This window comes from Streptomyces sp. NPDC056987, assembly GCF_042673865.1.
Taxonomy (GTDB): Bacteria; Actinomycetota; Actinomycetes; order Streptomycetales; family Streptomycetaceae; genus Streptomyces.
The window spans coordinates 128,230-153,060 of record NZ_JBHURV010000021.1; the positions used below are offsets into that span (position 1 = coordinate 128,230).

Annotated in this window: 21 protein-coding genes; 11 read left to right on the plus strand and 10 right to left on the minus strand. The window is 70.8% G+C overall.

Features of this window, described 5'->3' with window-relative positions:
- The first annotated feature begins 27 nt into the window (after window positions 1-27).
- The 5 genes from ACFTZC_RS23955 (at window position 28) to ACFTZC_RS23975 (ending at window position 4,639) form a co-directional block, all read left to right on the plus strand.
- Window positions 28-354, plus strand: a complete 327-nt coding sequence (locus tag ACFTZC_RS23955) for a DUF3817 domain-containing protein (RefSeq protein WP_382892873.1) — start codon at window positions 28-30, stop codon at window positions 352-354.
- A 249-nt stretch (window positions 355-603) separates the two neighbouring features.
- A complete protein-coding gene (locus ACFTZC_RS23960) occupies window positions 604-2,304 on the plus strand; it encodes a methylmalonyl-CoA mutase (protein ID WP_382892875.1) in 1,701 nt (566 codons plus the stop codon).
- 88 nt (window positions 2,305-2,392) lie between these two features.
- On the plus strand, window positions 2,393-2,926 hold the full coding sequence (locus ACFTZC_RS23965) for a MarR family winged helix-turn-helix transcriptional regulator (protein WP_382892878.1): 534 nt from the start codon (window positions 2,393-2,395) through the stop codon (window positions 2,924-2,926).
- Window positions 2,923-3,786 (plus strand): ABC transporter ATP-binding protein, encoded by an 864-nt coding sequence (locus tag ACFTZC_RS23970; protein WP_382892881.1) that lies wholly within the window; start codon window positions 2,923-2,925, stop codon window positions 3,784-3,786. The genes ACFTZC_RS23965 and ACFTZC_RS23970 overlap by 4 nt, the downstream gene beginning before the upstream one ends.
- Window positions 3,746-4,639 carry an ABC transporter permease gene (locus tag ACFTZC_RS23975; protein ID WP_382892884.1) on the plus strand — a complete coding sequence of 298 codons (894 nt, stop codon included), beginning with the start codon at window positions 3,746-3,748 and terminating at the stop codon, window positions 4,637-4,639. Before ACFTZC_RS23970 ends, ACFTZC_RS23975 begins: the two co-directional genes overlap by 41 nt.
- Here ACFTZC_RS23975 and ACFTZC_RS23980 read toward each other — a convergent pair.
- The gene (locus ACFTZC_RS23980) at window positions 4,613-5,296 is read right to left on the minus strand and encodes a TetR/AcrR family transcriptional regulator (protein ID WP_382892886.1); all 684 of its coding nucleotides are present in this window, start codon (window positions 5,294-5,296) and stop codon (window positions 4,613-4,615) included. The two genes, ACFTZC_RS23975 and ACFTZC_RS23980, sit on opposite strands and share 27 nt — an antisense overlap.
- Window positions 5,297-5,526: 230 nt before the next feature.
- Here ACFTZC_RS23980 and ACFTZC_RS23985 point away from each other — a divergent pair, with 230 nt between their 5' ends.
- The 4 genes from ACFTZC_RS23985 to ACFTZC_RS24000 all read left to right on the plus strand — a co-directional run bounded on the left by ACFTZC_RS23985 (window position 5,527) and on the right by ACFTZC_RS24000 (window position 9,943).
- Window positions 5,527-6,510, plus strand: a complete 984-nt coding sequence (locus ACFTZC_RS23985; RefSeq protein WP_382892888.1) for a tetratricopeptide repeat protein — start codon at window positions 5,527-5,529, stop codon at window positions 6,508-6,510.
- A 725-nt stretch (window positions 6,511-7,235) separates the two neighbouring features.
- Window positions 7,236-7,874 (plus strand): DUF6230 family protein, encoded by a 639-nt coding sequence (locus ACFTZC_RS23990; protein ID WP_382892890.1) that lies wholly within the window; start codon window positions 7,236-7,238, stop codon window positions 7,872-7,874.
- A 97-nt stretch (window positions 7,875-7,971) separates the two neighbouring features.
- Window positions 7,972-8,550 (plus strand): DUF6114 domain-containing protein, encoded by a 579-nt coding sequence (locus tag ACFTZC_RS23995; protein ID WP_382892892.1) that lies wholly within the window; start codon window positions 7,972-7,974, stop codon window positions 8,548-8,550.
- Window positions 8,540-9,943: a hypothetical protein gene (locus tag ACFTZC_RS24000; protein ID WP_382892894.1), complete on the plus strand. Its 1,404-nt coding sequence runs from the start codon at window positions 8,540-8,542 to the stop codon at window positions 9,941-9,943. Before ACFTZC_RS23995 ends, ACFTZC_RS24000 begins: the two co-directional genes overlap by 11 nt.
- An 89-nt stretch (window positions 9,944-10,032) precedes the next feature.
- Here ACFTZC_RS24000 and pyk read toward each other — a convergent pair whose 3' ends face one another.
- The 3 genes from pyk to pta all read right to left on the minus strand — a co-directional run bounded on the left by pyk (window position 10,033) and on the right by pta (window position 14,982).
- Entirely contained in the window at window positions 10,033-11,460 is a 1,428-nt protein-coding gene (pyk, locus tag ACFTZC_RS24005; RefSeq protein WP_382892896.1) for a pyruvate kinase, read from the minus strand.
- 74 nt (window positions 11,461-11,534) lie between these two features.
- Window positions 11,535-12,803, minus strand: a complete 1,269-nt coding sequence (locus tag ACFTZC_RS24010) for an acetate kinase (protein WP_382892898.1) — start codon at window positions 12,801-12,803, stop codon at window positions 11,535-11,537.
- Between the two features lie 103 nt (window positions 12,804-12,906).
- The gene (gene pta / locus ACFTZC_RS24015; protein WP_382892900.1) at window positions 12,907-14,982 is read right to left on the minus strand and encodes a phosphate acetyltransferase; all 2,076 of its coding nucleotides are present in this window, start codon (window positions 14,980-14,982) and stop codon (window positions 12,907-12,909) included.
- 520 nt (window positions 14,983-15,502) lie between these two features.
- On the opposite strand from pta, the gene ACFTZC_RS24020 reads away from it, so the two are divergent.
- The gene (locus tag ACFTZC_RS24020; RefSeq protein ID WP_382892902.1) at window positions 15,503-16,528 is read left to right on the plus strand and encodes an ATP-dependent 6-phosphofructokinase; all 1,026 of its coding nucleotides are present in this window, start codon (window positions 15,503-15,505) and stop codon (window positions 16,526-16,528) included.
- A 42-nt stretch (window positions 16,529-16,570) separates the two neighbouring features.
- Here the strand turns inward: ACFTZC_RS24020 and ACFTZC_RS24025 are convergent, their stop codons facing one another.
- Window positions 16,571-17,476 (minus strand): LysR family transcriptional regulator, encoded by a 906-nt coding sequence (locus ACFTZC_RS24025; protein ID WP_382892950.1) that lies wholly within the window; start codon window positions 17,474-17,476, stop codon window positions 16,571-16,573.
- Between the two features lie 90 nt (window positions 17,477-17,566).
- Between ACFTZC_RS24025 and ACFTZC_RS24030 the strand changes: the two genes are divergently transcribed.
- Window positions 17,567-18,928 carry an aspartate aminotransferase family protein gene (locus tag ACFTZC_RS24030; RefSeq protein WP_382892903.1) on the plus strand — a complete coding sequence of 454 codons (1,362 nt, stop codon included), beginning with the start codon at window positions 17,567-17,569 and terminating at the stop codon, window positions 18,926-18,928.
- A gap of 36 nt (window positions 18,929-18,964) precedes the next feature.
- Here the strand turns inward: ACFTZC_RS24030 and ACFTZC_RS24035 are convergent, their stop codons facing one another.
- From ACFTZC_RS24035 to ACFTZC_RS24055, 5 genes are all read right to left on the minus strand, one after another.
- A complete protein-coding gene (locus ACFTZC_RS24035; RefSeq protein WP_382892905.1) occupies window positions 18,965-19,849 on the minus strand; it encodes a carbohydrate ABC transporter permease in 885 nt (294 codons plus the stop codon).
- Window positions 19,849-20,799 (minus strand): carbohydrate ABC transporter permease, encoded by a 951-nt coding sequence (locus ACFTZC_RS24040; protein ID WP_382892907.1) that lies wholly within the window; start codon window positions 20,797-20,799, stop codon window positions 19,849-19,851. The genes ACFTZC_RS24035 and ACFTZC_RS24040 overlap by 1 nt, the downstream gene beginning before the upstream one ends.
- Complete coding sequence (locus tag ACFTZC_RS24045; RefSeq protein ID WP_382892909.1) at window positions 20,796-22,175, minus strand: ABC transporter substrate-binding protein; 1,380 nt, start codon at window positions 22,173-22,175, stop codon at window positions 20,796-20,798. Before ACFTZC_RS24045 ends, ACFTZC_RS24040 begins: the two co-directional genes overlap by 4 nt.
- A gap of 166 nt (window positions 22,176-22,341) precedes the next feature.
- Window positions 22,342-23,043, minus strand: a complete 702-nt coding sequence (locus ACFTZC_RS24050) for a response regulator (protein WP_382892952.1) — start codon at window positions 23,041-23,043, stop codon at window positions 22,342-22,344.
- A 5-nt stretch (window positions 23,044-23,048) separates the two neighbouring features.
- On the minus strand, window positions 23,049-24,704 hold the full coding sequence (locus ACFTZC_RS24055; protein ID WP_382892911.1) for an ATP-binding protein: 1,656 nt from the start codon (window positions 24,702-24,704) through the stop codon (window positions 23,049-23,051).
- Window positions 24,705-24,831 lie beyond the last annotated feature (127 nt).

The following is a 24,831-nucleotide window of genomic DNA, read 5'->3' on the forward strand; positions in this document are numbered from 1 at the left end:
CCCTTGTGCCCGGTTAGGCTCAGCCGCATGAAGTCGAATGTGCTGTCCCGCTACCGGGTGATGGCGTACGTCACCGCCGTATGGCTGCTGGTCTTCACCGTGGCGATCATCCTGAAGTACGGGTTCGATACCGGCAACACGATGGTGATCTCGCAGATCCACGGTGTGCTCTTCATCATCTACGTGATCTTCGCCTTCGATCTGGGCTCCAAGGCGAAGTGGTCGTTCGGCAAGCTGCTGTGGGTGCTCGCCGCCGGCTGCATCCCCGTCGCGTCGTTCTTCGTCGAGCCGAAGATCACTCGCGAGATCCAGTCCCAGCTGACCGACCGCGCCCCGGAGACCGCGAAGGCGTAGCGCGTTGAAGGCGTAGCGCGTGAAGGTGCAGCGCCTGAGGGCGCAGCGCTCCTGCGGTCGGCTGACCGGCAGGCCCATCCGCTGATCTCGCTCACCCGGCTCACCGGCCGCCCGCACTCGTTGCCGGCGGCCGTTTTGTCTGTGTTCCTCGGCCTTTGTTCGCCGTCCCCCTGTGATTTCGGCGTCGTTCCTCCCCTCGCCCCCCTGTCGTCATCGACATTTACTTGGACGTCCTAGTAAATTGGTCGTATGAACGCTGACGCCATCGAGGAGGGCCGCCGGCGCTGGCAGGCCCGGTACGACAAGGCCCGCAAGCGTGACGCGGACTTCACGACACTCTCCGGGGACCCCGTGGACCCGGTCTACGGGCCACGGCCCGGCGACACCTACGACGGCTTCGAACGGATCGGCTGGCCCGGGGAGTACCCGTACACCCGCGGCCTGCACGCGACCGGCTACCGCGGCCGGACCTGGACCATCCGCCAGTTCGCAGGCTTCGGCAACGCACAGCAGACGAACGAGCGCTACAAGATGATCCTGGCGGCGGGCGGCGGCGGGCTCTCCGTCGCCTTCGACATGCCCACACTCATGGGCCGCGACTCCGACGACCCCCGCTCGCTCGGCGAGGTCGGCCACTGCGGGGTCGCCATCGACTCGGCCGCCGACATGGAGATCCTCTTCGCGGACATTCCGCTCGCCGACGTCACCACCTCGATGACGATCAGCGGCCCCGCCGTCCCCGTCTTCTGCATGTACCTGGTGGCGGCGGAGCGCCAGGGCATCGACCCGGGCGTCCTCAACGGCACCCTCCAGACCGACATCTTCAAGGAGTACATCGCCCAGAAGGAGTGGCTGTTCCAGCCCGAGCCGCATCTGCGGCTGATCGGCGACCTCATGGAGCACTGCGCCACCACCATCCCCGCGTACAAGCCGCTCTCCGTCTCCGGCTACCACATCCGCGAGGCGGGCGCGACGGCCGCGCAGGAGCTCGCGTACACCCTCGCGGACGGCTTCGGCTACGTGGAGCTGGGGCTCAGCCGGGGGATGGACATCGACACCTTCGCGCCGGGGCTCTCCTTCTTCTTCGACGCCCATCTCGACTTCTTCGAGGAGATCGCCAAATTCCGCGCGGCCCGGCGGATCTGGGCGCGCTGGATGAAGGAGGTGTACGGGGCGCGCACCGACAAGGCGCAGTGGCTGCGCTTCCACACCCAGACCGCGGGCGTCTCGCTCACCGCGCAGCAGCCGTACAACAACGTCGTACGGACGGCGGCGCAGGCGCTGGCGGCCGTCCTCGGCGGCACGAACTCCCTGCACACCAACGCGCTCGACGAGACCCTCGCCCTGCCCAGCGAGCAGGCCGCCGAGATCGCGCTGCGCACGCAGCAGGTGCTCATGGAGGAGACGGGGGTCGTCAACGTGGCGGACCCGCTCGGTGGCTCCTGGTACGTCGAGCAGCTCACCGACCGGATCGAGGCCGACGCCGAGAAGATCTTCGAGCAGATCAAGGAGCGCGGCCTGCGCGCCCATCCGGACGGCCGTCACCCGATCGGCCCCGTCACCTCGGGCATCCTGCGAGGGATAGAGGACGGCTGGTTCACCGGTGAGATCGCCGAATCCGCGTTCCAGTACCAGCGGGCGCTGGAGAAGGGCGACAAGCGGGTCGTGGGCGTCAACGTCCACCACGGCTCGGTCACCGGCGACCTGGAGATCCTGCGGGTCAGTCACGAGGTCGAGCGGGACCAGGTCCAGGTCCTGGCGGCGCGCAGGGCCGCGCGGGACGACGCGCGGGTGCGCACGGCGCTGGCGGCCATGCTGGCGGCGGCGCGCGACGGCTCCAACATGATCGCCCCCATGCTGGAGGCGGTACGGGCGGAGGCGACGCTCGGCGAGATCTGCGACGCGCTGCGGGACGAGTGGGGGACGTACACCGAACCGCCCGGCTTCTAGGCTCCAGAGGTGCGGCTTCTGGGCTCCAGAAGTGCGGCGTTCACTCGTGCGGGTGAATTACCTCGGAGTGAGAGCTAAAATAGGTGGTATGGCCACCGAGGAGTTCTCCGGGGAGTTTTCCAGGGAATTCCCTGACCCCGGGGAGTTCCCCGACTCCCTCGCGGACGCGCTGGCAGGAGTCCAGCGCACGATCCGGCGGCGGCTGCGCGGCACCATGGCGGCCGCGCCGCTGCGGGGGACCCAGGTCGAGCTGTTGCGGCTGGTCGCGGCGTGCCCGGGGATCCGGGTGTCGGACGCCGCCCAGGAGCTGTGGCTCGCGGGCAACTCGGTCTCCACCCTGGTCAACCAGCTCGTGGCGGCCGGATGCGTGCGCCGGGAGACCGACCCGGCCGACCGGCGCTCCACGCTGCTGCTGCCCACCCCGGCCGGCGCGGCCCGGCTCAGCGACTGGCGGGCGCGCCGTTCCGCTCTCGTACGGGCGGAAGTGGCGCGGCTGACGGACGAGGACCGTGAGGCCCTGGCGGCGGCCCTCCCGGCGCTGCGCAGACTCGCGCGCAACCTCCACGGGGAACCCGAGGGAGGGGAAGGACCCGGGGGAGGGGAAGAGAAGGAGGACAGATGAGCGACACCTCCGAATCCGGCGCCCCGCCCGCCGTGCGGTGCGAAGGGCTGGCCTACTCCTTCGGTGAGACCAGGGCCGTCGCCGAGCTCGATCTCTCGGTCGGCGTGGGCGAGGTCTTCGGACTGCTCGGGCCGAACGGCGCGGGCAAGACCACCGCGATCCGCTGCATCACCACCCTCCTGCCCGTCCCCGCGGGCATGGTCCGGGTCTTCGGGCACGACGCGGCGAAGGAGAAGATGGCCGTCCGCAGGCTGCTCGGGTACGTACCGCAGCAGCTCTCCGCTGACGCCGCGCTCACGGGCCGCGAGAACGTGACCCTGTTCGCCCGCGTCTTCGACGTACCGCGCCGCGAGCGGGCCGAGCGCGTCACGCAGGCGCTGGAGGCCGTGGGCCTGACCGGCTCCGCCGACCGGATGACCAAGACGTACTCCGGCGGCATGATCCGCCGCCTCGAACTCGCGCAGGCCCTGGTCAGCGCGCCCCGGCTGCTCATGCTCGACGAGCCGACGATCGGCCTCGACCCGATCGCCCGCACCAGTGTGTGGGAGCACATCAACGCCGTACGGCACGCCACCGGCATGACCGTCCTCGTCACCACGCACTACATGGACGAGGCCGACCGGTACTGCGACCGGGTCGCGCTGATGCACCGCGGGCGCATGCACGCCCTCGGCACCCCCGACGAACTGCGGGCCGACCTGCGCGCCCGCCGCGTGGCCGGAGGCATCGCGGGCCGGGGGGACCCCGTACCGACGCTGGAGGACGTCTTCCGGGACGTCGCCGGCAGCGGTCTGGACGAAGAGGGAGGCGACTTCCGTGATGTCAGGTCGACCCGCCGCACCGCGTCCCGCGTCGGCTGAGACGGTCGAGCGCGCGGGCACAGGCCCGGACTCCGGACCCGATCCCGGGCGGTTCGCCCTGCTGCTGGCCCCGCCGAAGGCCCGTACCGGCTGGCGGGTGCTGCCCGCCCGGGTGATCGCGATGTGCGTCGTGGAGCTCCAGAAGCTGCGCCACGACCAGACGGAGCTGTACACCCGCGCCGTCCAGCCCGCGCTCTGGTTGCTGATCTTCGGCGAGACGTTCACCCGGATCAAGGCCATCCCGACCGGCGGCATCCCGTACATCGACTATCTCGCGCCCGGCATCATCGCCCAGTCCGCGATGTTCATCGCGATCTTCTACGGGATCATGATCATCTGGGAGCGCGATGCGGGCATCCTGACCAAACTCCTGGTCACGCCCACCCCGAGAGCCGCGCTGATCAGCGGCAAGGCGTTCGCGTCCGGGGTGAAGGCGCTGATCCAGGCGGTCGTGGTGATCGTCATCGCGGCGGCGCTCGGGGTGGGGCTCACCTGGAACCCGCTGCGGCTGCTCGGAGTGGCCGTCGCGGTGATCCTCGGCTCGGCCTTCTTCTCCTGCCTGTCCATGACGATCGCCGGGATCGTGCTGACCCGCGACCGGCTGATGGGCATCGGGCAGGCCATCACGATGCCGCTGTTCTTCGCCTCGAACGCCCTCTACCCGGTGGCGATCATGCCCGGCTGGCTCCAGACGGTCAGCCGGATCAACCCGCTGAGCTACCAGGTGGACGCCTTGCGCGGCCTGTTGCTCGGCACGCCCGCGCATCTCGCCCTGGACTACGGGGTGCTGCTGGGAGCGGCGGTGCTGGGAATCGCGGCGGCCTCGTCACTGCTGGGCCGACTCGCGCGGTGACTCGGGGGTGGGGGACCCCAGGCCATTCAGCAGCAGTGCTGTGAACGCGCGAGTCCACTCCTCGTCCGCCGGTTCCGCGCTCACCAGTGTGCGGTGGACCACCGCGCCGGCGATCACGTCGAAGATCAGGTCCGCCGTGCGTGCCGCCGTCGCGGGGTCCGGCTCGCGGGGGAGTTCGCCACGGGCCTGGGCGCGCTCGCGGCCCAGCAGCACCAGGCGTTTCTGGCGGTCGACGATCGAGATCCGGATGCGCCGCCGCAGCGCCTCGTCCCGGGTGGACTCCGCGACCAGCGCCATGAGGGACGTCTTGTTCTCCGGCCGCTCCAGCAGCGCCGCGAACTGGAGGACGGCGCTCTCGACATCGGCGGCCAGGCTGCCCCGGTCGGCGAGTTCCATCCCGTCGAAGAGGACCGCGACGGCGTCCAGGACCAGCTCGCTCTTGGAGGGCCAGCGCCGGTAGAGCGTCGTCTTGGCCACGCCCGCGCGGGTCGCGACATCGCCCATCGTCAGCTTCGTCCAGCCCAGCTCGCCCAGGGCCGCCCGGGTCGCCTCCAGGATCGCGGCGTCGGCCTCGGTGCTGCGCGGGCGGCCCCCGCGCGGCCCGGAGTGGCTGTCGCCGTGTCCGGGGCGGCCGTCGCCGCCTCTGTCCGCGCACATGCCCGCGACCATACCGGCCAGTAGGGGTGTGAGCCGCCTCACCGGGGGAGTCTGTACACGTCACTGACGCGCCGGTTACGCTACGACTCGTAGCGGAAGCCGTACGCGACCGGTACGCGGCCGGTGTACGACCAGCGTGTGGCTGGTGCGGGGCGGGTCCGGGCCCGGCGCGCGGCCGGAGTAGGCCCACCGCTTTTCTCAAGTGCGCGCGGAGGGGGGAGGATGTACTCATGCAGCCTAGGAACATGTCCATGAGCGGCGTCGTCGACCTCGCCGCGGTGAAGGCGGCCGGTGAGGCCAAGGCGAAGGCGGAGCAGGCCCGCGCCGAAGCCGCCCGGCAGGGCGGCACCGGCGCCGTACCCCCGTCCAGCCTGGTCATCGACGTCGATGAAGCCGGCTTCGAGCGCGATGTCCTCCAGCGTTCCACCGAGGTCCCGGTCGTCATCGACTTCTGGGCCGAGTGGTGCGAACCGTGCAAGCAGCTGAGCCCCGTACTGGAGCGGCTGGCCCGTGAGTACAACGGCCGGTTCGTTCTCGCCAAGATCGATGTCGACGCCAACCAGATGCTGATGCAGCAGTTCGGGATCCAGGGCATCCCCGCGGTCTTCGCCGTGGTGGCCGGGCAGGCGCTGCCGCTCTTCCAGGGCGCGGCCCCGGAGACCCAGATCCGCCAGACGCTGGACCAGCTCATCCAGGTCGGTGAGGAGCGCTTCGGGCTCACCGGGATCGCGGTCGACGCGGGCGCCGAGGGCGTGGGCGACGACGGCGCGGAGCAGGAGGACGCCGTACCGGAAGGGCCGTACGACGCCCTGCTGGAGACGGCCGTGCAGGCGCTGGACGCCAATGACTTCCCCGCCGCCGTCGAGGCGTACCGCAGTGTCCTGGCCGACGACCCGGGCAACCCCGAGGCCAAGCTCGGCCTCGCCCAGGCCGAACTGCTCGCGCGGGTCCAGGGGATGGACCAGGCGCAGGTGCGCAAGGACGCGGCGGACCGGCCGGCCGATGTGCCGGCGCAGATCGCCGCCGCCGATCTGGACCTGGTCGGCGGGCATGTGGAGGACGCGTTCGGCCGGCTCGTGGAGGCCGTGCGGCGTACGGCCGGTGACGACCGGGAGGCGGCCCGGGTCCGGCTGCTGGAGCTGTTCGAGGTGATCGGCGGGGACGACCCGAGAGTGACCGCGGCGCGGTCGGCCCTCGCCCGGGTCCTCTTCTGATTCCAGGGTGTTGACGTGTCCGGTCCGGCCGTCCCGTACGGCGGGACGGCCGGCAGGCTGGGCACGGAGTCTGCCGGTCCGTACGGCGGGACGGCCGGCAGGCTGGGCACGGAGTCTGCCGGTCCGTACGGCGGGACGGTCGACTCCGCGGTCACGGTGCGGAATTGGCAACACGTCAACAAAACGGCAACAGGAGACACGCTTTACCAAAACTTGGTAAAAGCAGCTACTGTTACCCACAGTAAATCAACTCCCTTGCTCTGTCCCGCTATGGGGGGCAATCACCGCTTCTGACGCATCGGTGCGCGGCACCCTGTGTGGTCGCGCGGTACCGCCTGGTCGCGTACCGGTTATCAGGTCGTTACTAGCCAGTAACGAACCCCCTTGTGTCATCAGCGGGAATGCACCACGATCGGCGACGCTCGGTCCATTTCCGTATCAGCACGGCAGCCAGTCGCGCCCTCGGTCCGTGGGTCCCCACCGAGCGGTCCGGCGGCAGCGTCGCCGGCCCGGACAGGGGGGTTCCTGCCCACCCGGCAGGGCCTGTCCAGAGGTTGCGCGAACGCGTGGCCAGTGGTTGTCGCTCGGGGGTGATCGCCGGTGATTTCGGACGCGGTTGACGCCTCCGGAGCAGGCGCTCTCCTTCCCGAGGACGTAGCACTTCTCCCATCCCAGGACGGGCTCCCACCCGATCCGGAGATGTACGTCCGAGAAGGAGGACATTCATGGAGTCCCAAGTTCGTGGCGGGACCAGATGGAGGCGGTTCGCCGTCGTCATGGTGCCGAGTGTGGCCGCGACGGCAGCGATAGGTGTCGCGCTGGCACAGGGCGCACTCGCCGCCTCGTTCAGTGTGTCGGGCCAGAGCTTCAAGGTCAGCGCGGACCAACTGGTCGGCTACGACTTCATTCAGTACGGCAGCATCGACTCGGGCACGGACCTCAAGGGGAACAAGACGGCCCACCCGGTCGCCGTCTCCGGGTTCAGCTCGGCCACGATCACCAACATGTGCCAGTCGGTGGTCACCCCGGACGTGCCGATCTTCGGCTCCGTCAGCCTGGAGCTGAGGGCCGGCACGAACGCGACGAATCCGGTCAAGGCGACCAACATCTACATCGACATCGCCCAGCTGGACGCGGAAAACGCCAAGTTCGAGAACATCGACATCGGTGTGGCGGCCGGCGACAAGAGCAACAAGACCGGCATCAACCCCGGTGACCAGGCCAACCCGTACGGCTTCGGGCAGCGTTCGGGCAAGGCCACCTTCACCGGGGTGGAGCAGACGGCATGGGCGACCACAGCCGGCACCTTCACGCTGAGCAACCTGAGCCTGAAGCTGCACAAGGGCGTCAAGGAGTGCTACTAGGCACCGCCCGGGCGGGCGGGTTCCGGCACGACACGGGCCCGTCCGCCCACTCCGAACTCTTTCTCACGGCAACACCGGTACCAGGGAGCTGTTTTCCATGAGCGCCGAGTCTTCAGATCCCCGAGGCTCCTCGGATTCCCCCGGTTCTCCCGGCCCATTCACGTACTGGCGCCTGCGCTTCCGGGCCTGGCGCGGTACCCGGCCCTTCTGGGCGGGGCTGTTCACGTTGCTCAGCGGGCTGCCGATCGCGTACTTCCCTTACGCGGAAGTGAAGATCGGGGCTCTCACCCTGGCGATGGCGACGACGGCCGGCGCCGGGTCGCTGATCATCGGCGTACTGCTGGTGACACTCGGTCTGACGATGTGGTTCCACGCGATCGTCCGGGTGTTCGCGGGCGTCGCCACGATCCTGCTGGCCCTGGTGTCGCTCCCGGTCTCCAACCTCGGTGGCTTTCTCATCGGTTTCCTGCTCGCCCTGATCGGCGGCGCGCTCTCGATCTCCTGGATGCCCGGCGTACCGGCCGCTTCCGGCGCCGAGCAGCGCACTCCCCACGGGGAACCGGGGCCGGACGGCGCCGGTGACCGCTCCCCCTTCCCCGGTTCACGGGGCGGGGAGGACCCGAACGTGACGGAAACGACTGCCCACGCCAACGGCGGGAGGAACAGTGCGGGGTGACGACGCTCAGCGCAACGCGGTCGGTGGCGATGGTCCCAGGGTGAGAAAGGGGCCGCGGCACGCGGCTCCCAAGAAGTCCCTTCTGACGAAGTTCCAGATACCCGCCGGTAAGGCGATGGCCCTGGCGGCGATGCCGACCGCGGTCTTCGTGGGCATGGGGCTGACCCCTCGGCTCGCGATGGCCGAGGGCAGCGACGACATCCCCTTCGCGCCGGGCCCGTGTGTGACCCGCTCGGACGAACCGTCCGCCTCGGCGTCGGAGACGCCCTCGCCGTCGTCGTCCGCGACGAAGCCGGGCGAGGACGCGGGCGAGGACGCGGAGAAGCCCGGCACGTCCCCGTCGCCCTCGGCCTCGGACACCGCGGAGGCCGAGCCGGGTCCGTCGGCGTCGGAGCCCGGCTCCGGCGGCGAGAACGACGCCCAGCGGCCCGTCGACCCGGAGCCGACGGGCGGCGCCGACTCCACCGCCACGCCCGCCCCGTCGGAGTCCACCAACCCGCTGGACCCGCTGGGGCTGGGTGACGCGCTGGGCGACCTCCTCGGGGTGTCCGGCAAGGACAAGGACGAGGAGAAGGACAAGGACGAGAAGGAGAAGGACGCTACGGGCAGCCCCTCGCCGGACGCCGACTCCTCCGCGAAGGAGAAAGCCGAGGGCGAGAAGGACGCGGACAAGAAGGACAAGGCCGAGAAGGACAAGAGCGGGAAGGACGACGATTCCGGGGCCGCCGACTCCGACTCCGACTCGGACGACTCCGACTCGGATGACGACGACGCGAAGGCCACGAAGGACGCGATCAAGGAAGCGGCCCGGAAGGCCGGTGCCGAGGTCGAGGAGCTCGACGACGACGCCAAAGGGCTCACGGCCCGCGAGGACGACGACATCCCGGCGGGCGCGAACGGCAAGGAACCCTTCCCCTGCCCGACGGCCGACCCCGATGCCCTCGCCGCGGCCACGGAGGAGCCGGGTCTCCCGCTGCTCCCCGACGACCCCTGGACGCTGCACAGTTCGCTGCTGACGCTGAACGGTCTCGACTACAAGGGCATCGTCGAGGTACGGACCTACAGCGGCAAGGTCAAGAAGGTCCTGAAGTTCACGGCCTCGTCCCTGGACATCAAGGATCTGAACCAGACCGTCGTCTACCCCCAGGGCCGTACCGCCCATGTGGAGACGACACCGGGCTCCACATCGACGATCCGCGACGGCGAGGTGACGATGTACACGGAGGAGCTGAAGGGCAACCTCTTCGGCCTGATCCCGATCACCTTCAGCCCGCAGACCCCGCCCCCGCTGAACGTCCCGTTCGCCTTCTTCACGGACGTCAAGGTCACCCAGGCAGGCCAGTTCGGCGGCACCCTGACCCTCGACGGCCTGCACAACTACATCACGGGCTGACCCCGGGCCTCCCGTCCGGATCCCGCCCGGCGCTCGCGCCGTGGCCCCGCCGGCGGAGCGCCGGCGGGGCCACGGGACGTGCGGGTGGGTCAGGCGGAGGCGCCGCCCAGGTGGTGGACGCGGACCATGTTGGTGGTGCCGGGGACACCGGGGGGCGAGCCCGCGGTGATGATCATGGAGTCGCCCTCGCTGTAGCGCTGGAGCTTCAGCAGCTCCTCGTCCACCAGGTCGACCATCTCGTCCGTGCTGTGCACCCAGCGGACGATGAAGGACTCCACGCCCCAGCTCAGCGCGAGCTGGTTACGGGTCGACTCGTCCGTCGTGAACGCCAGGATCGGCTGCTCCGCGCGGTAGCGGGAGAGCCGGCGGGCGGTGTCGCCGGACTGGGTGAAGGCGACCAGCGCCTTGCCGCCCAGGAAGTCCGCGATCTCGCACGCCGCGCGGGCCACGGAGCCGCCCTGCGTACGGGGCTTCTTGCCGGGGACGAGCGGCTGGAGGCCCTTGGAGAGCAGCTCCTCCTCGGCCGCCACGACGATCTTCGACATCGTCTTGACCGTCTCGATCGGGTACGCGCCCACCGACGACTCCGCGGAGAGCATGACCGCGTCCGCGCCGTCCAGGATCGCGTTCGCCACGTCGGACGCCTCGGCGCGGGTCGGGCGGGAGTTGGTGATCATCGACTCCATCATCTGGGTCGCCACGATCACCGGCTTGGCGTTGCGGCGGCACAGCTCGATGAGGCGCTTCTGCACCATCGGGACCTTTTCGAGCGGGTACTCGACGGCGAGGTCACCGCGGGCCACCATGACGCCGTCGAACGCCGCGACGACGGCCTCCATGTTGGCGACCGCCTGCGGCTTCTCGACCTTGGCGATGACGGGGACCCGGCGGCCCTCCTCGTCCATGATCTTGTGGACGTCCAGCACGTCGTGCGCGTCGCGGACGAACGACAGCGCGACCATGTCGCACCCCATCCGCAGCCCGAAGCGCAGGTCGTCGATGTCCTTCCCGGAGAGCGCCGGGACGTTCACCGCCGCGCCGGGCAGGTTGATGCCCTTGTGGTCGGAGATCACCCCGCCCTCGATGACGATGGACTTGACCTCGGGCCCTTCGACCTCGACGACCCGCAGCTCGACGTTGCCGTCGTTGATGAGGATCTGGTCGCCCTTGGACACGTCGCCCGGCAGGCCCTTGTAGGTGGTGCCGCAGATCGACTTGTCGCCGGCGACGTCCTCGGTGGTGATGGTGAACTCGTCACCGCGCACCAGCTCGACCGGGCCCTCGGCGAAGGTCTCCAGGCGGATCTTGGGGCCCTGGAGGTCGACGAGCACGCCGACCGCGCGACCGGTGTCCTCCGCGGCCTTGCGGACGCGGTGGTACCGCTCCTCGTGCTCCGGGTGGCTCCCGTGGCTCATGTTCAGACGGGCCACATTCATGCCGGCCTCGATGAGCGACTTCAACTGCTCGTACGAGTCGACGGCTGGGCCCAGGGTGCAGACGATTTTGGAACGGCGCATGAGGCGGATCCTATCGGTTTGTTTCGATGCGGAATATTCCGTCTGGTGGAAAGCACAAATGGGCGGGTGTGCGCTCAGGCGATAGGGGTTCGAATGGTGGACTTCCGGTCGCCGCCCGCCTGTTCCACCGGCCGTTCCACCAGCGCGAAGGTTCCCCGCGCGATCTCCAGTTCCTCGTCGGTCGGCACCACGGCCACCACCACCCGGGCGGAGTCCGGTGAGATGACCCGAGGTTCGTCGGAACGTACGGTATTGCGCTCGGCGTCCACCGCCAGGCCCAGGTTCTCCAGGCCCGCCACCGCAGCCTCCCGTACGGCCGCCGCGTTTTCCCCCACACCCGCCGTGAACGCCACCGCGTCCACCCGGCCGAGTACCGCCGTATAAGCGCCGATGTACTTCTTCAACCGGTGGATGTAGACGTCGAACGCGAGCCGCGCCCGCTCGTCGCCCTCGTCCACCCGCCGGCGGATCTCGCGCATGTCGTTGTCCCCGCAGAGGCCGACCAGACCGCTTTTCTTGTTCAGAAGTTCATCGATCTCGTCCACGGACATGCCCGCCACCCGCTTGAGATGGAACGTGACCGCCGGGTCGATGTCCCCGGAGCGCGTCCCCATCACCAGCCCCTCCAGCGGCGTCAGCCCCATCGACGTGTCCACGCAGCGGCCCCCCTCGACCGCCGACGCGGAGGCGCCGTTGCCGAGGTGCAGCACGATGACATTGACCTCGGACGGGTCCTTGCCCAGTAGCTCGGCCGTCCGGCGCGAGACGTACGCGTGCGACGTGCCGTGGAAGCCGTAGCGGCGGATACGGTGCGCGTCGGCCGTCGCCGTGTCGATCGCGTACCGCGCCGCGTGCTCCGGCATCGTCGTGTGGAACGCGGTGTCGAAGACGGCGACCTGCGGCAGGTCCGGGCGGAGCCGCTGGGCGGTACGGATCCCGGTGAGATTGGCCGGGTTGTGCAGCGGGGCGACCGGCACCAGCCGCTCGATCTCCGCCAGTACGGTGTCGTCCACGACCGTCGGCGCGCTGAACTTCAGCCCGCCGTGCACCACCCGGTGGCCGATCGCCGCCAGTTCGGGGGAGTCGAGACCGAGCCCGTCGTGCGCCAGCTCCGCCGCGACGGCCTCCAGCGCCGCCGCGTGGTCCGCGATCCTGCCCGTACGCTCGCGCTTCCCGCCGGGGCCGGCAGCCAGCGGGGTGTGCACCAGCCGGGAACTCTCCTCGCCGATGCGCTCGACCAGCCCGACGGCGAGCCGGGAGCCGTCCGCCATGTCCAGGAGCTGGTACTTCACCGACGAGGAACCGGAGTTGAGGACGAGGACACGGGTGGGGCGGGGAGTCACTGGCTGCTTGCCTTCTGCTGGATGGGGGCATGGATGGGTACGCGGATGGTTACGCGGGTGGGGATACGGACGGGTGTGGTACGGGGAGTGCGGGGAGGCGGGGTCATGCCGGGGCGTCCTGCGCCTGTATCGCCGTGATCGCGACGGTGTTCACGATGTCCTGGACCAGGGCGCCGCGCGACAGGTCGTTGACCGGCTTGCGCAGCCCCTGGAGCACCGGCCCGACGGCCACGGCGCCCGCCGAGCGCTGCACAGCCTTGTAGGTGTTGTTGCCGGTGTTCAGGTCCGGGAAGATCAGCACCGTCGCCTGCCCGGCCACCTCCGAGTCCGGCAGCTTCGTCGCGGCGACGGAGGGCTCGACCGCCGCGTCGTACTGGATCGGGCCCTCGATCCGCAGCTCCGGCCGGGCCTCGCGGACCAGCTTCGTCGCCTCGCGCACCTTGTCGACGTCCGCGCCGGAGCCCGAGGTGCCCGTCGAGTACGAGAGCATCGCGATCCGCGGCTCGACCCCGAACCGGGCGGCCGTGACGGCCGACTGGACGGCGATGTCCGCGAGCTGCTCCGCGTTCGGGTCCGGGTTGACCGCGCAGTCGCCGTACACCAGCACCTTGTCGGCGAGGCACATGAAGAAGACGGACGAGACGATCGACGCCTCCGGCTTTGTCTTGATGATCTCGAAGGCCGGGCGGATCGTCGCCGCCGTCGAGTGGACCGAGCCCGAGACCATGCCGTCCGCGAGGCCCTGCTGGACCATGAGCGTGCCGAAGTAGTTCGGGTCGGACACCACGTCGTACGCCAGCTCCACCGTGACGCCCTTGTGCGCGCGCAACTGCGCGTACCGCTCCGCGAAGTCCTGGCGCAGGTCGGAGGTGGCCGGGTCGACGAGCTGCGTCGGGGACAGGTCGATGCCCAGGTCGGCGGCCTTCTTGCGGATGACGTCGACATCGCCGAGCAGCGTCAGGTCGCACACGTCGCGGCGCAGCAGCACATCGGCGGCGCGCAGCACACGCTCCTCCGCGCCCTCGGGCAGGACGACGCGGCGGCGGTGGGCGCGCGCCTGCTCCAGCAGATCGTGTTCGAACATCATCGGCGTGACGTGCCCGCTGCGCGCCACCGACATCCGCGCCAGCAGATCGGCGGTGTCCACATGGCGCTCGAAGAGGCCGAGCGCGGTCTCCGCCTTACGGGGCGTCGCCGCGTTCAGCTTCCCCTCCAGGCCGAAGAGTTCGGTGGCGGTGGGGAAGGAGCGGCCGGGGACGGAGACCACCGGTGTGCCGGGCGCGAGCCGGGCGGCCAGGGTGAGGACCGTGTCGTCGGGCCGCTCGTCGAGGGTGAGCAGGACGCCCGCGATGGGCGGGGTGCCGGCCGAGTGCGCGGCCAGCGCGCCGACCACCAGATCGGCCCGGTCGCCGGGGGTGACCACCATGCAGCCGGGGGTGAGCGCGCCCAGGAAGTTCGGCAGCATCGCACCGCCGAAGACGAAGTCCAGCGCGTCCCTGGCCAGCCCGGAGTCGTCGCCGAGCAGCACCGTGCCGCCGAGCGCCTGGGTGATCTGCGCGACGGTCGGGGCGGCGAGCGCCGGCTCGTCCGGCAGGACGTGGCAGGGGACCGGCAGCTGCGCGGACAGGGCCTCGGCGATGGGCGCCCGGTCCTCGGCGGCGACCCGGTTGACGACCACGGTCAGTACGTCGCAGCCGAGCACCTCGTAGGCGCGGTACGCGTTGCGCGCCTCGGCGCGTACGGATTCGGCGCCCTGGCCCTTGCCGCCGACGACGGTGATCACGGAGGCGCCGAACTCGTTGGCCAGCCGGGCGTTGAGCGACAGCTCGTCGGGGAGCTGGGTCGCCGCGAAGTCCGTGCCCAGGACGAGGACGACCTCGTACCCCCGCGCCACCGCGTGGAAGCGCTCGACCAGCCGCGACACCAGCTCGTCGGTGCCCCGCTCGGCCTGGAGCGCGGCGGCCTCGTGGTAGTCGAGCCCATAGACGGAGGACGGGTCCTGCGACAGCCGGTAGCGGGCGCGCAGCAGATCGAAGAGGCGGTCGGGGCCGTCGTGGACCAGGGGCCGGAAGACCCCCACCCGGTCCACCTGGCGGGTCAGGAGTTCCATGACTCCCAGCTCGACGACCTGGCGGCCGTCGCCCCGGTCGGTCCCGGTCACGTACACGCTGCGCGTCACGCGTGCTCTCCCGTTCCTGTTCGTGGTCCGCCCCGCGGCGCGTGGTGAGGGGATCGTCCCCGTGGGCCCGCGGGTGTCGGGTCCCGGTTCGTGTGCACCGGGGGAGTTCACGCCCCCCGGTGAATGGCGCGTGGATGGCGTGATCCCGTTGGGGTGGCCATTCCCTCTTGACAATACCCGCGGCGATGGATAGTGCGCCCGGGGAGTACCGAGGCGTACGGTGGGCCACGGGGCGGAAGAAAGCCCAGGTCGGAGCGTTTCTGCCGACTGCTTGAGGTGCTTGGGACGACTACCCCGGAGCCCACGGGCGAAACGAACAGTGACGCGGTCAACAAGACGGACGGCCGGTACGTGGCCCCGATCACCCGTGGGAGGATCGGAGGCGCAGGAGGACGCGTCCGGGGGCGCGCACGAAGGAGTGCGCGCGACGTGCCGGACACGACGCGGTACGCGGCGCCACGAGCGGTACGGAGCGGGGGCGCGGCACACGGCGACACGAGCGAGCGGGAGACACAGCACGATGCGTATCGGAGTTCTCACGGCAGGCGGCGACTGCCCCGGCCTGAACGCGGTGATCCGTTCGGTCGTGCACCGCGCCATGACCGGCCACGGCGACGAGGTCATCGGCTTCGAGGACGGCTTCAAGGGGCTGCTCGACGGCCACTACCGCCCCCTCGACCTCAACGCGGTCAGCGGCATCCTGGCGCGCGGCGGCACGATCCTCGGCTCGGCCCGGCTGGAGCGCGGCCGGCTGCGCGAGGCCGCCGAGAACTGCGCCGAGCTGGCCCGCCAGTACGGCATAGACGCCCTCATCCCGATCGGCGGCGAGGGCACGCTGACCGCGGCCCGGCTGCTCTCCGACGCGGGCATGCCGGTCGTCGGCGTACCGAAGACCATCGACAACGACATCCACTCCACGGACCGCACCTTCGGCTTCGACACCGCCGTCACGGTCGCCACCGAGGCCATCGACCGTCTCAAGACCACCGCCGAGTCCCACCAGCGGGTGATGGTCGTCGAGGTCATGGGCCGGCACGCGGGCTGGATCGCGCTGGAGTCCGGGATGGCGGGCGGCGCGCACGGGATCTGTCTGCCGGAGCGCCCCTTCGAGGTCGACAGCCTGGTGAAGATGGTCGAGGAGCGCTTCTCGCGGGGCAAGAAGTTCGCGGTGATCTGTGTCGCCGAGGGCGCGCACCCGGCCGCGGGCTCGATGGAGTACGGCAAGGGCGAGATCGACCAGTTCGGGCACGAGCGGTTCCGCGGCATCGGCAATGTCCTCGCCTCGGAGCTGGAACGCCGGCTCGGCAAGGAGGCCCGGCCGGTCATTCTCGGCCATGTCCAGCGCGGCGGCACCCCGACGGCGTACGACCGGGTCCTGGCGACGCGGTTCGGCTGGCACGCGGTGGAGGCGGCGCACCGGGGCGAGTTCGGCCGGATGACGGCGCTGCGCGGCACGGCGATCGAGATGGTGCCGCTGGCGGAGGCGGTCACGCGGCTGAAGACCGTGCCGGAGGACCGGATGTTCGAGGCGGAATCGGTCTTCTAGCGAGAGTGGAATCGGTCTTCCAGCGGTAGCGGAATCGGACTTCTAGCGACCGTCGGCGCCGTCACCGCCCCGGTCCCGCAGGGCGTCCAGCACGGTGCGCAGCGCCGCGTGGGGCGGGGTGCCGCGGCGGATCGCCGCCGTGATGTTCCGGGTCACCGGGGCCGCCAGCTCCCCGATGGCGATGTCGTAGCGGGTGCGGCCGACCGCGAGTCCGGGCAGCAGCGCGATCGACAGCCCGGCCTCGACATGCTCCAGCGTCATCATGTAGTTGCTGAACCGGCAGACCACCCGCGGTTCGAACCCCGACCGGCGGCACAGCCGCAGCGCGAGATCGGCCATGTACGACTGGGGCATGTCGAACGCCCAGGCCTCGTCCGCCAGGGCCGCGAGATCCACGGCCCCGCGGCCGGACGCCGGATGTCCGGGCGGGACCACCAGCACGATCGGGTCCGTGGCCAGCGGGACGAGGTCGAGGTCAGGGCCGAGCGGCAGTTCGCCGAAGTCCGTCGTGGTGATGATGAGGTCCACGTCACCCACCCGCAGCGCGGGCATGCTCTCGTGCGGTTCCAACTGGACCAGCTCGACGTCGAGCTGCGGATGGTCGCGCGCCAGCCCGCGCACCGCCGGTACGGCCAGGGTGTGGATCGCGCTCTGGAACGCGCCCAGCCGCACCAGCCCCGCCGGTTCCTCGCCGAACCCGCGCAGCTCCGCCTCGACGCTGCTCATGTGGTCGAGGAGGTCCCGTGACCGGCGCGCGAGGATCAGCCCGGCCGAGGTCAGCCGCACCCGCCGCCCGGTCCGTTCCAGCAGTTGCGTCCGCGTCTCGGCCTCCAGTACGGCGAGCTGCTGGGACACGCTCGACGGGCTCAGGTTGGCGGCCCGCGCCACGGCTCTGACGGTGCCCAGGGTGTCCAGCTGGCTGAGCAGTCGCAGCCTCCACGGATTCATCACGCCGCCATTGTTGTGCGGATTCGCCGAACAGCCCGTCCGGAAGAGTGAGATGGACGCGTCCCTCGGCGGCGGCCTACCGTCGGCCGCATGGCTGATGCGACCACCCCGCCGTCCACCTCGTCGTCCACTCCGCCGTCCACTCCGTCGTCCTCCGCGTCCTTCTGGGCCGACGCCGAGCGTCATCTGACGCGCTACGGGCCCGCCTTCACCCGCGAGATCATCGACCGGGCCGCCGGGAGTTTCCTCTTCACCGCGGACGGCCGGAAGATCCTCGACTTCACCTCCGGCCAGATGAGCGCCATCCTCGGCCACTCCCACCCGGAGATCGTCGCCACCGTCCGGCGTCAGGTCGGCACGCTCGACCACCTCTACAGCGGCATGCTCAGCCGGCCCGTCGTGGACCTCGCCACGCGGCTCGCCGACTCGCTGCCCGCGCCGCTGGAGAAGGTGCTGCTGCTGACGACCGGTGCCGAGTCGAACGAGGCCGCCCTCCGGATGGCCAAGCTCGTCACCGGCGGGCACGAGGTCGTCTCGTTCGCGCGCTCCTGGCACGGGATGACCCAGGCCGCGGCGTCCGCCACCTACAGCGCGGGGCGCAAGGGGTACGGTCCGTCCGCGCCCGGCAACTTCGCCATCCCGGTGCCGAACCCGTACCGGCCCGACCTCACCGCGGCGGACGGCTCCCTGGACTGGCGCCGCCAGCTGGACCTCGCCTTCGACCTGATCGACGCCCAGTCCACCGGCAGCCTCGCCGCGTGCCTGGTCGAGCCGATCCTCAGCTCGGGCGGCGTCATCGAGCCGCCGGAGGGGTATTTCGCGGCGCTCCGGCAGAAGTGCCGGGAACGCGGGATGCTGCTGATCCTCGACGAGGCCCAGACCGGGCTGTGCCGCACCGGGAGCTGGTACGCCTTCGAGCGCGACGGTGTCGTCCCCGACATCCTCACGCTGTCCAAGACGCTCGGCGCCGGGCTTCCCCTCGCGGCCGTGGTGACCAGTGCGGAGATCGAGCGGGAGGCGCACGAGCGCGGGTTCCTCTTCCTCACCACGCATGCGTCCGACCCGCTGGTGGCCGCGGTCGGCAACACCGTCCTCGACGTCCTGATCGCGGACAAGCTCGACGAACGGGCCGCGTCGCTCGGCGTGTTCCTCCGTCAGGGGCTGGAGGACATCGCCGCGCGCCACGCGGTCGTCGGCGACGTCCGCGGCCGGGGACTGCTGGCCGGGCTCGAATTCGTCGTGGACCCGGGGACGGGGCAGGGTTCGGACGAGGTGGGCGCGCGGGTGACCGGGCGCTGCCTCGAACTCGGCCTGCACATGAACATCGTCCAGCTCCCCGGCATGGGCGGAGTCCTGCGGATCGCGCCGCCGCTGACCTCCACCGAGGACGAGCTGTCGCTCGGTCTGGCGATGCTGGACCAGGCGATCGCCGACGTCGGCGGGGCTCTCTGAGCGGCCGGGCGGTGCCGTACGGCGCCGTGCGGGCGCTCATCCCTTTACCGCGCCGCCGAGGGTGAAGCCTGCGCCCAGCCTGCGCGAGATCAGGATGTACAGGGCGAGCACCGGCAGCGAGTAGAGGATGGAGAAGGCCGCGAGCTGCCCGTAGATCACCGAGCCGTAGTTGCCGAAGAAGGTGAAGACGGAGACGGAGGCGGGCAGTTGGTCCGGCGTGAGCAGCAGCATGAACGGGACGAAGAAGTTCCCCCACAGCTGGATGAACGTGTAGACCGTCACCACGGTCAGCCCCGGGCCCATCAGCGGCAGCACCACGCGGGTCAGCGTCTGGAGGTTCGACGCCCCGTCCGTCCACGCGGCCTCCTCCAGGACCACCGGGACACCATCCATGAAGTTCTTCATCAGCCAGATGGAGAAAGGGAGTTGAGAGGTCGCGAGGAAGAGCGAGGTGCCTTGCATGGTGTCGATCAGGTCGACCTGCACGAAGAGCCCGTAGACCGGGACCATGATCGCGGTGATCGGCAGGCACGTCGTGAAGAGGATCGTCAGCAGGTACGGGCGGTTGAGGCGGGAGCGGTAGCGGGAGAGCGGATACGCCGCCAGCGCCGCGCAGACCACCGTCAGCAGCGTGGCGCTCCCGCAGAGCAGCACACTGTTGATCATCGGCGTGAAGGTGATCTCGTCGGTGAGGACCGCGTCGAAGTTCTCCGCCGTCGGCGCGGCGGGGACCCGTACCCGCAGGTCGGCCTCCGCGTCGACGGAGGCCAGGAGCAGCCAGACGAGGGGGAGCGCGAAGGCCGCCGCCGTCAGCAGCAGTGCCGCGTCGGCGGCCAGCCGGCCCCGCGTACGGCGCGGGAGCGCGAGCCCCGGGCCGCGGGACCGCTTCGTACGCCCCGGGCCGCGGGACCGTGGGCGCATCAGACCTCCACCTTCAGCAGCTTCAGATAGACCACCGAGAAGACCGCCCCCACCAGCAGCAGGAGCAGCGCGACTGCCGTGCCGTAGCCGATCAGGCTCTTCAGGAACGCCTGGTCGTACATGAACACCGGCAGGGTCTGGCTGCGGTTGCCCGGGCCGCCGCGGGTCATCGCCCAGATCAGCCCGAAGACGGAGAGCGTGGAGAGGGTGTTGAGCATCAGGTTGGTGCCGATGGAGCGGCGGATCATCGGCAGCGTGATGTGCCACAGCCGCCGTACCCCGCTCGCGCCGTCGACCTGCGCCGCCTCCGTCACGTCCTGCGGGATCTCGGCGAGCGCCGCCGAGTAGATCAGCATCGAGAACGCCGTGCCGCGCCAGACGTTGGCGAACGACACCGCCAGGATCGGCAGGGTGAACAGCCAGTTCTGGGACGGCAGATGGAGGGTGTCCAGGATCGCGTTCAGGGTGCCCTCGCGCCGGAAGAAGGCGTAGAGCAGGAACGCGGCCACGATCTCGGGCAGCACCCACGCCGCGATCACCAGCGCTCCGGTGAGGGTACGGACCGGGCGCGAGGCGGCGCGCATCAGCCCCGCGAGCGCCAGCCCCAGGGTGTTCTGGCCGAGGACCGCCGAGACGACCGTGAAGACGAGCGTGAGCCACACCGCGTTGCGGAACGCGTCGTCGGCGAAGGCCCGGCGGAAGTTCGCGAGACCGACGAAGTCCGAGGAGGACGAGCCGGTCAACTGCGTGTCGGTGAAGGCGATCCAGACGCAGTAGCCGATCGGCCCGGCCAGGAAGAGCAGCAGCAGGACGGTGGCCGGGGCGAGCGGCAGCCACCGCCACCCCCTGCCCCGCGGCCGCTCCGCACGGAGGCCGGGCGGCCGGCCGGGCGCTCCGGCCGGAGCGCCGGGCCCTTCCGGCGCGCCGGCCCGCAGCTCCGCCGTACTCACTCGCCGGTCACCGCGCCGCCGCCGGTGACCGCGCCGTCGACGATGGTCCGCACCTGCTCGTCGTACGCCTTCGCCGCCTCGTCGGGGGTGCCGCCCGTCGTCACCGTCTCCATCGCCTCGCCGATCGCCGTCGACACCTGCGGATAGACGGGCAGCGCGGGCCGGTAGTGGGTGAACTCCACCAGCCCGGTGAAGAACCGGATGCCCGGCATGGACTTCAGATAGCGTGGATCGGCCGCCACATCCTTCCGTACGGCGATCTGCGCGGCGACGACATCCCAGGTGACGGCGTTCTCCGCGGTCTGCAGAGTCTTGATGAACTCCCAGGCCAGATCGGGGTTGTTGGACTTCTGGGGGATCGCCCAGGTCCAGCCGCCGGACATCGACACCCGGCCCGGCGCCTGCCCGCGCTGCGTGGGCATCGGCGTCTGCGCCAGCTCCTGTGACCACTCCGGCCACTCCTTGGGCCCCTTGTTGATCCAGTTCTGGCCCATCCAGGAGCCGTCCAGGGAGATCGCCAGCTTCCCCTCCGGGAACAGTTCCGTGGCGACCCGCGTCGTGATGTTCGGGTCCAGCGCGTCCGAGATGTCCGGGCCCAGCTTCTCCGCGTACACCGTGCGGACGAAGCCCAGCGCGTCCCGGAACCCCTGGCCGCCCGTCACCCACTTCTTCGCGGCCGGATCGTAGAGCGGGTCCGCGCCCGTCCCGTACAGCAGCATCTCGAAGCCCTGCATCACCGCCGCCTCGCCGGGGCCCTTGCCCGTGTAGACGTTGAGCGGGACGACCCCGGGGACCTTCTCCTTGACCGTGCGCGCCGCGTCCAGGACCTCCGCCCAGTTCTTCGGCGCCCAGTCGGCGGGCAGCCCGGCCCGCGCGAAGATCTTCTTGTTGAACCAGAGGCCCCGGGTGTCGGTGCCGTCCGGGATGCCGTACGTCTTGCCGTCCTCGGCCTTGGCCGCCGCCTTCGCCGTGTCGACGAACTGGTCCCAGGCGTCCCACTCCGCCACGTACGCGTCCAGCGGACGCAGATACCCCGCCTTGATGTCGGCGTTGATCAGGAAGGTGTCCTCGTAGACCAGGTCCGGGGCGGTCTTCGCGGAGCGCATCATCTGCTGCGCCTTGGTCGCGTAGTCGTTGTCCGGCGCCTGGATCGGGATCAGCTCGACCTTCTTGCCCGGGTGGGCCTTCTCGAACTGCCGCTTCACGGCCTCCAGATGCTGGTCCTTGAAGCGGATCTTGTTGTCGGTGGAGCGGTTGTACGCCACCTTCACGGTGTCCGGATCACTGCCGGAACCGCCGCCGCACGCGGTGAGCGATCCGGCCGCGAGGACGGTGGCGAGGACAGAGGCGAGGATGAGCGGGGCGGTGGGGCGCACGGGCACGACCTCCTGATGAGCCACGGGGGGCTGCCCGGCGACCGTAGGACCGGCCCAATCGCAAGGTCAATCCCCGTGCAGGGGCCATTAGTTGGCTCCCCCCGGCGTGACACCCGGCGTGACACCCGGCGCGGGGCGGGCCAGGACCGGCCGTGGCCCGCCCCGCTCAGTGGGCCGCGGACAGCCAGCGGTACTGGAGTTCGGGCCGCCCGACCTGTCCGTACTGCGGGCTGCGCACCGCCCGCCCGTTGGTCACCAGGTGTTCCAGATAGCGGCGCGCGGTGATCCGCGAGATGCCCACCTCGGTGCCCATCTCGCTGGCGGTCAGACCGGTCGCGGAGGCGCGGAGCGTACGGGTCACCGCCTCCAGCGTCGGCGCGCTCAGCCCCTTCGGCAGCGAGGACGGCTGCGGCGCCCGCAGCGCGCCCAGCGCCCGGTCCACCTCCTCCTGGCCGCTGGCCTCGCCCGCCGCCGCGCGGAACTCGGCGTACCGGGTCAGCCGGTCACGCAGTGTCGCGAACGTGAAGGGCTTCAGGACGTACTGGACGACACCGAGGGAGACGCCCTCCCGCACCACCGTGAGGTCGCGCGCCGAGGTCACCGCGATGACATCCGCGTGGTGCCCGGCGGCGCGCAGGCTGCGCAGCAGCTGGAGGCCGTGCCCGTCGGGGAGGTACAGGTCCAGCAGGATCAGATCGATCTCCGTACGGTCCAGCAGCCGTCCCGCCTCGGAGCGCGAGTGGGCGACGCCCGCGACGGAGAAGCCGGGCACGCGGCCCACGTAGAGCTGGTGCGCGTCGGCCGCGACCGGGTCGTCCTCGACGACCAGCACCCGGATCAGCGGGCCCGCCGCGCCCGGGGGGCTCATGGCGCTCACCGGGACACCTCCGAGGGGGCGCCGGGGGCGCCGGAAGAGGCTGCCTTCGACGCGTCCGTACGGTCCGGCCGCGGCCCCAGCGGCAGCCGTACGGTGAACTCCGCGCCGCCCTCCGCGCCCCGTGTCAGCTCCACCGTCCCGCGCGCGCGGTGCACCGCCTGCCGTACGAGGCCGAGCCCCAGCCCGCGCCCGGGGCCGCGCGTGGACCAGCCGCGCAGGAACACCTCGTCCCGGTCGCCCGGATCGACCCCCGCCCCGGTGTCCCGCACCCCGAGCAGCAGCTCGCCGGCCGCCGCGTCGGCCAGTGCCGTCACCGTCACCCGCGCGCCCTCGGCGCCCTGCGCCGCGTCCACCGCGTTGTCGATCAGATTGCCCAGGATGGTCACCAGGTCGCGGGCCGGCAGCGTCGGCGGCAGCACCCCGTCGTCGATCCGGCTGTCCTCGGCGAGCACCAGCTCCACGCCCCGCTCGTTGGCCTGCGCGGCCTTGCCCAGCAGCAGCGCGGCGAGCACCGGCTCGGCGACCGCGCCCACCACCTTGTCCGTCAGCTCCTGAGCCAGCTCCAGCTCCGCCGTGGCGAACTCCACCGCCTGCTCCACCCGTCCCAGCTCGATCAGCGAGACCACCGTGTGCAGCCGGTTGGCCGCCTCGTGCGCCTGCGAGCGCAGCGCCTGGGTGAACCCGCGCTCCGAGTCCAGCTCACCCGACAGCGCCTGGAGTTCCGTGTGATCGCGCAAGGTGATCACCGTACCGCGCTGCTCCCCGCCGACCACCGGACGCGTGTTGACGACCACGATCCGGTCGGCCGTCATGTGCACCTCGTCCACGCGCGGCTCCGAGGCGAGCAGCGCGCCCGTCAGCGGCGCGGGCAGCCCCAGCTCCGCGACGGGGCGCCCCACGGCGGACTCGTCGAGCCCCAGCAGCTCCCGCCCGCCGTCGTTCACCAATGCGATCCTGCGCGCGCCGTCCAGCATCAGCAGCCCCTCGCGCACCGCGTGCAGCGCCGCCTGGTGGTAGTCGTGCATCGCGCTCAGTTCCGCCGCGTTCATGCCATGGGTGTGCCGCCGCAGCCGCGCGTTGATCACGTACGTACCGAGCCCGCCGAGCGCCAGCGCCGCGCCCGCCGCCAGCGCCAGCACCTTGACCTGCTGGGTCACCTCGCTGGAGATCCGCTGCACGGTGATCCCGACGCTGACCAGGCCGGTGATCCGCCCGCCGTCCCGCACCGGGACCACCGCCCGCATGGAGGGGCCCAGCGTGCCCGTGTAGGTCTCCGTGAACGCCCGGCCGCGCAGCGCGGGCGCCGTACGGCCCAGGAAGCGCTGGCCGATCTGGCCCGGGTCGGGGTGCGTCCAGCGGATGCCCCGCGGGTTCATGATCGTGATGAAGTCGATGCCGGTGTCGCGCCGGACCCGCTCCGCGTACGGCTGGAGCGCGGTGCTCGGATCCGGCGTACGGATGGCCTCCCGCACGGACGGCGAGTCGGCCAGCGCGTGCGCGGTGGCCAGAACCTGCTTGCGTGCGGTCTCGTCCGCGTGGGTACGGCTGGTCACGTACGCGAAGAAGGAGCACCCCACGACGACGGCCGCGACCAGGACGACCTGCATCGCGAAGAGCTGCGCGGCGAGACTGCGGGGGCGGGGCAGATGCATGAAACAAGAATGCCTGGCCTGATTCATATGAACGAAATGAACGTAAGGGTGACCGGTGTCACACGGTGGTGGATAGTCACCGGGACCCCCGGGACAGGGACGGGGGCGCAGGGACGAGTCAAGGAGG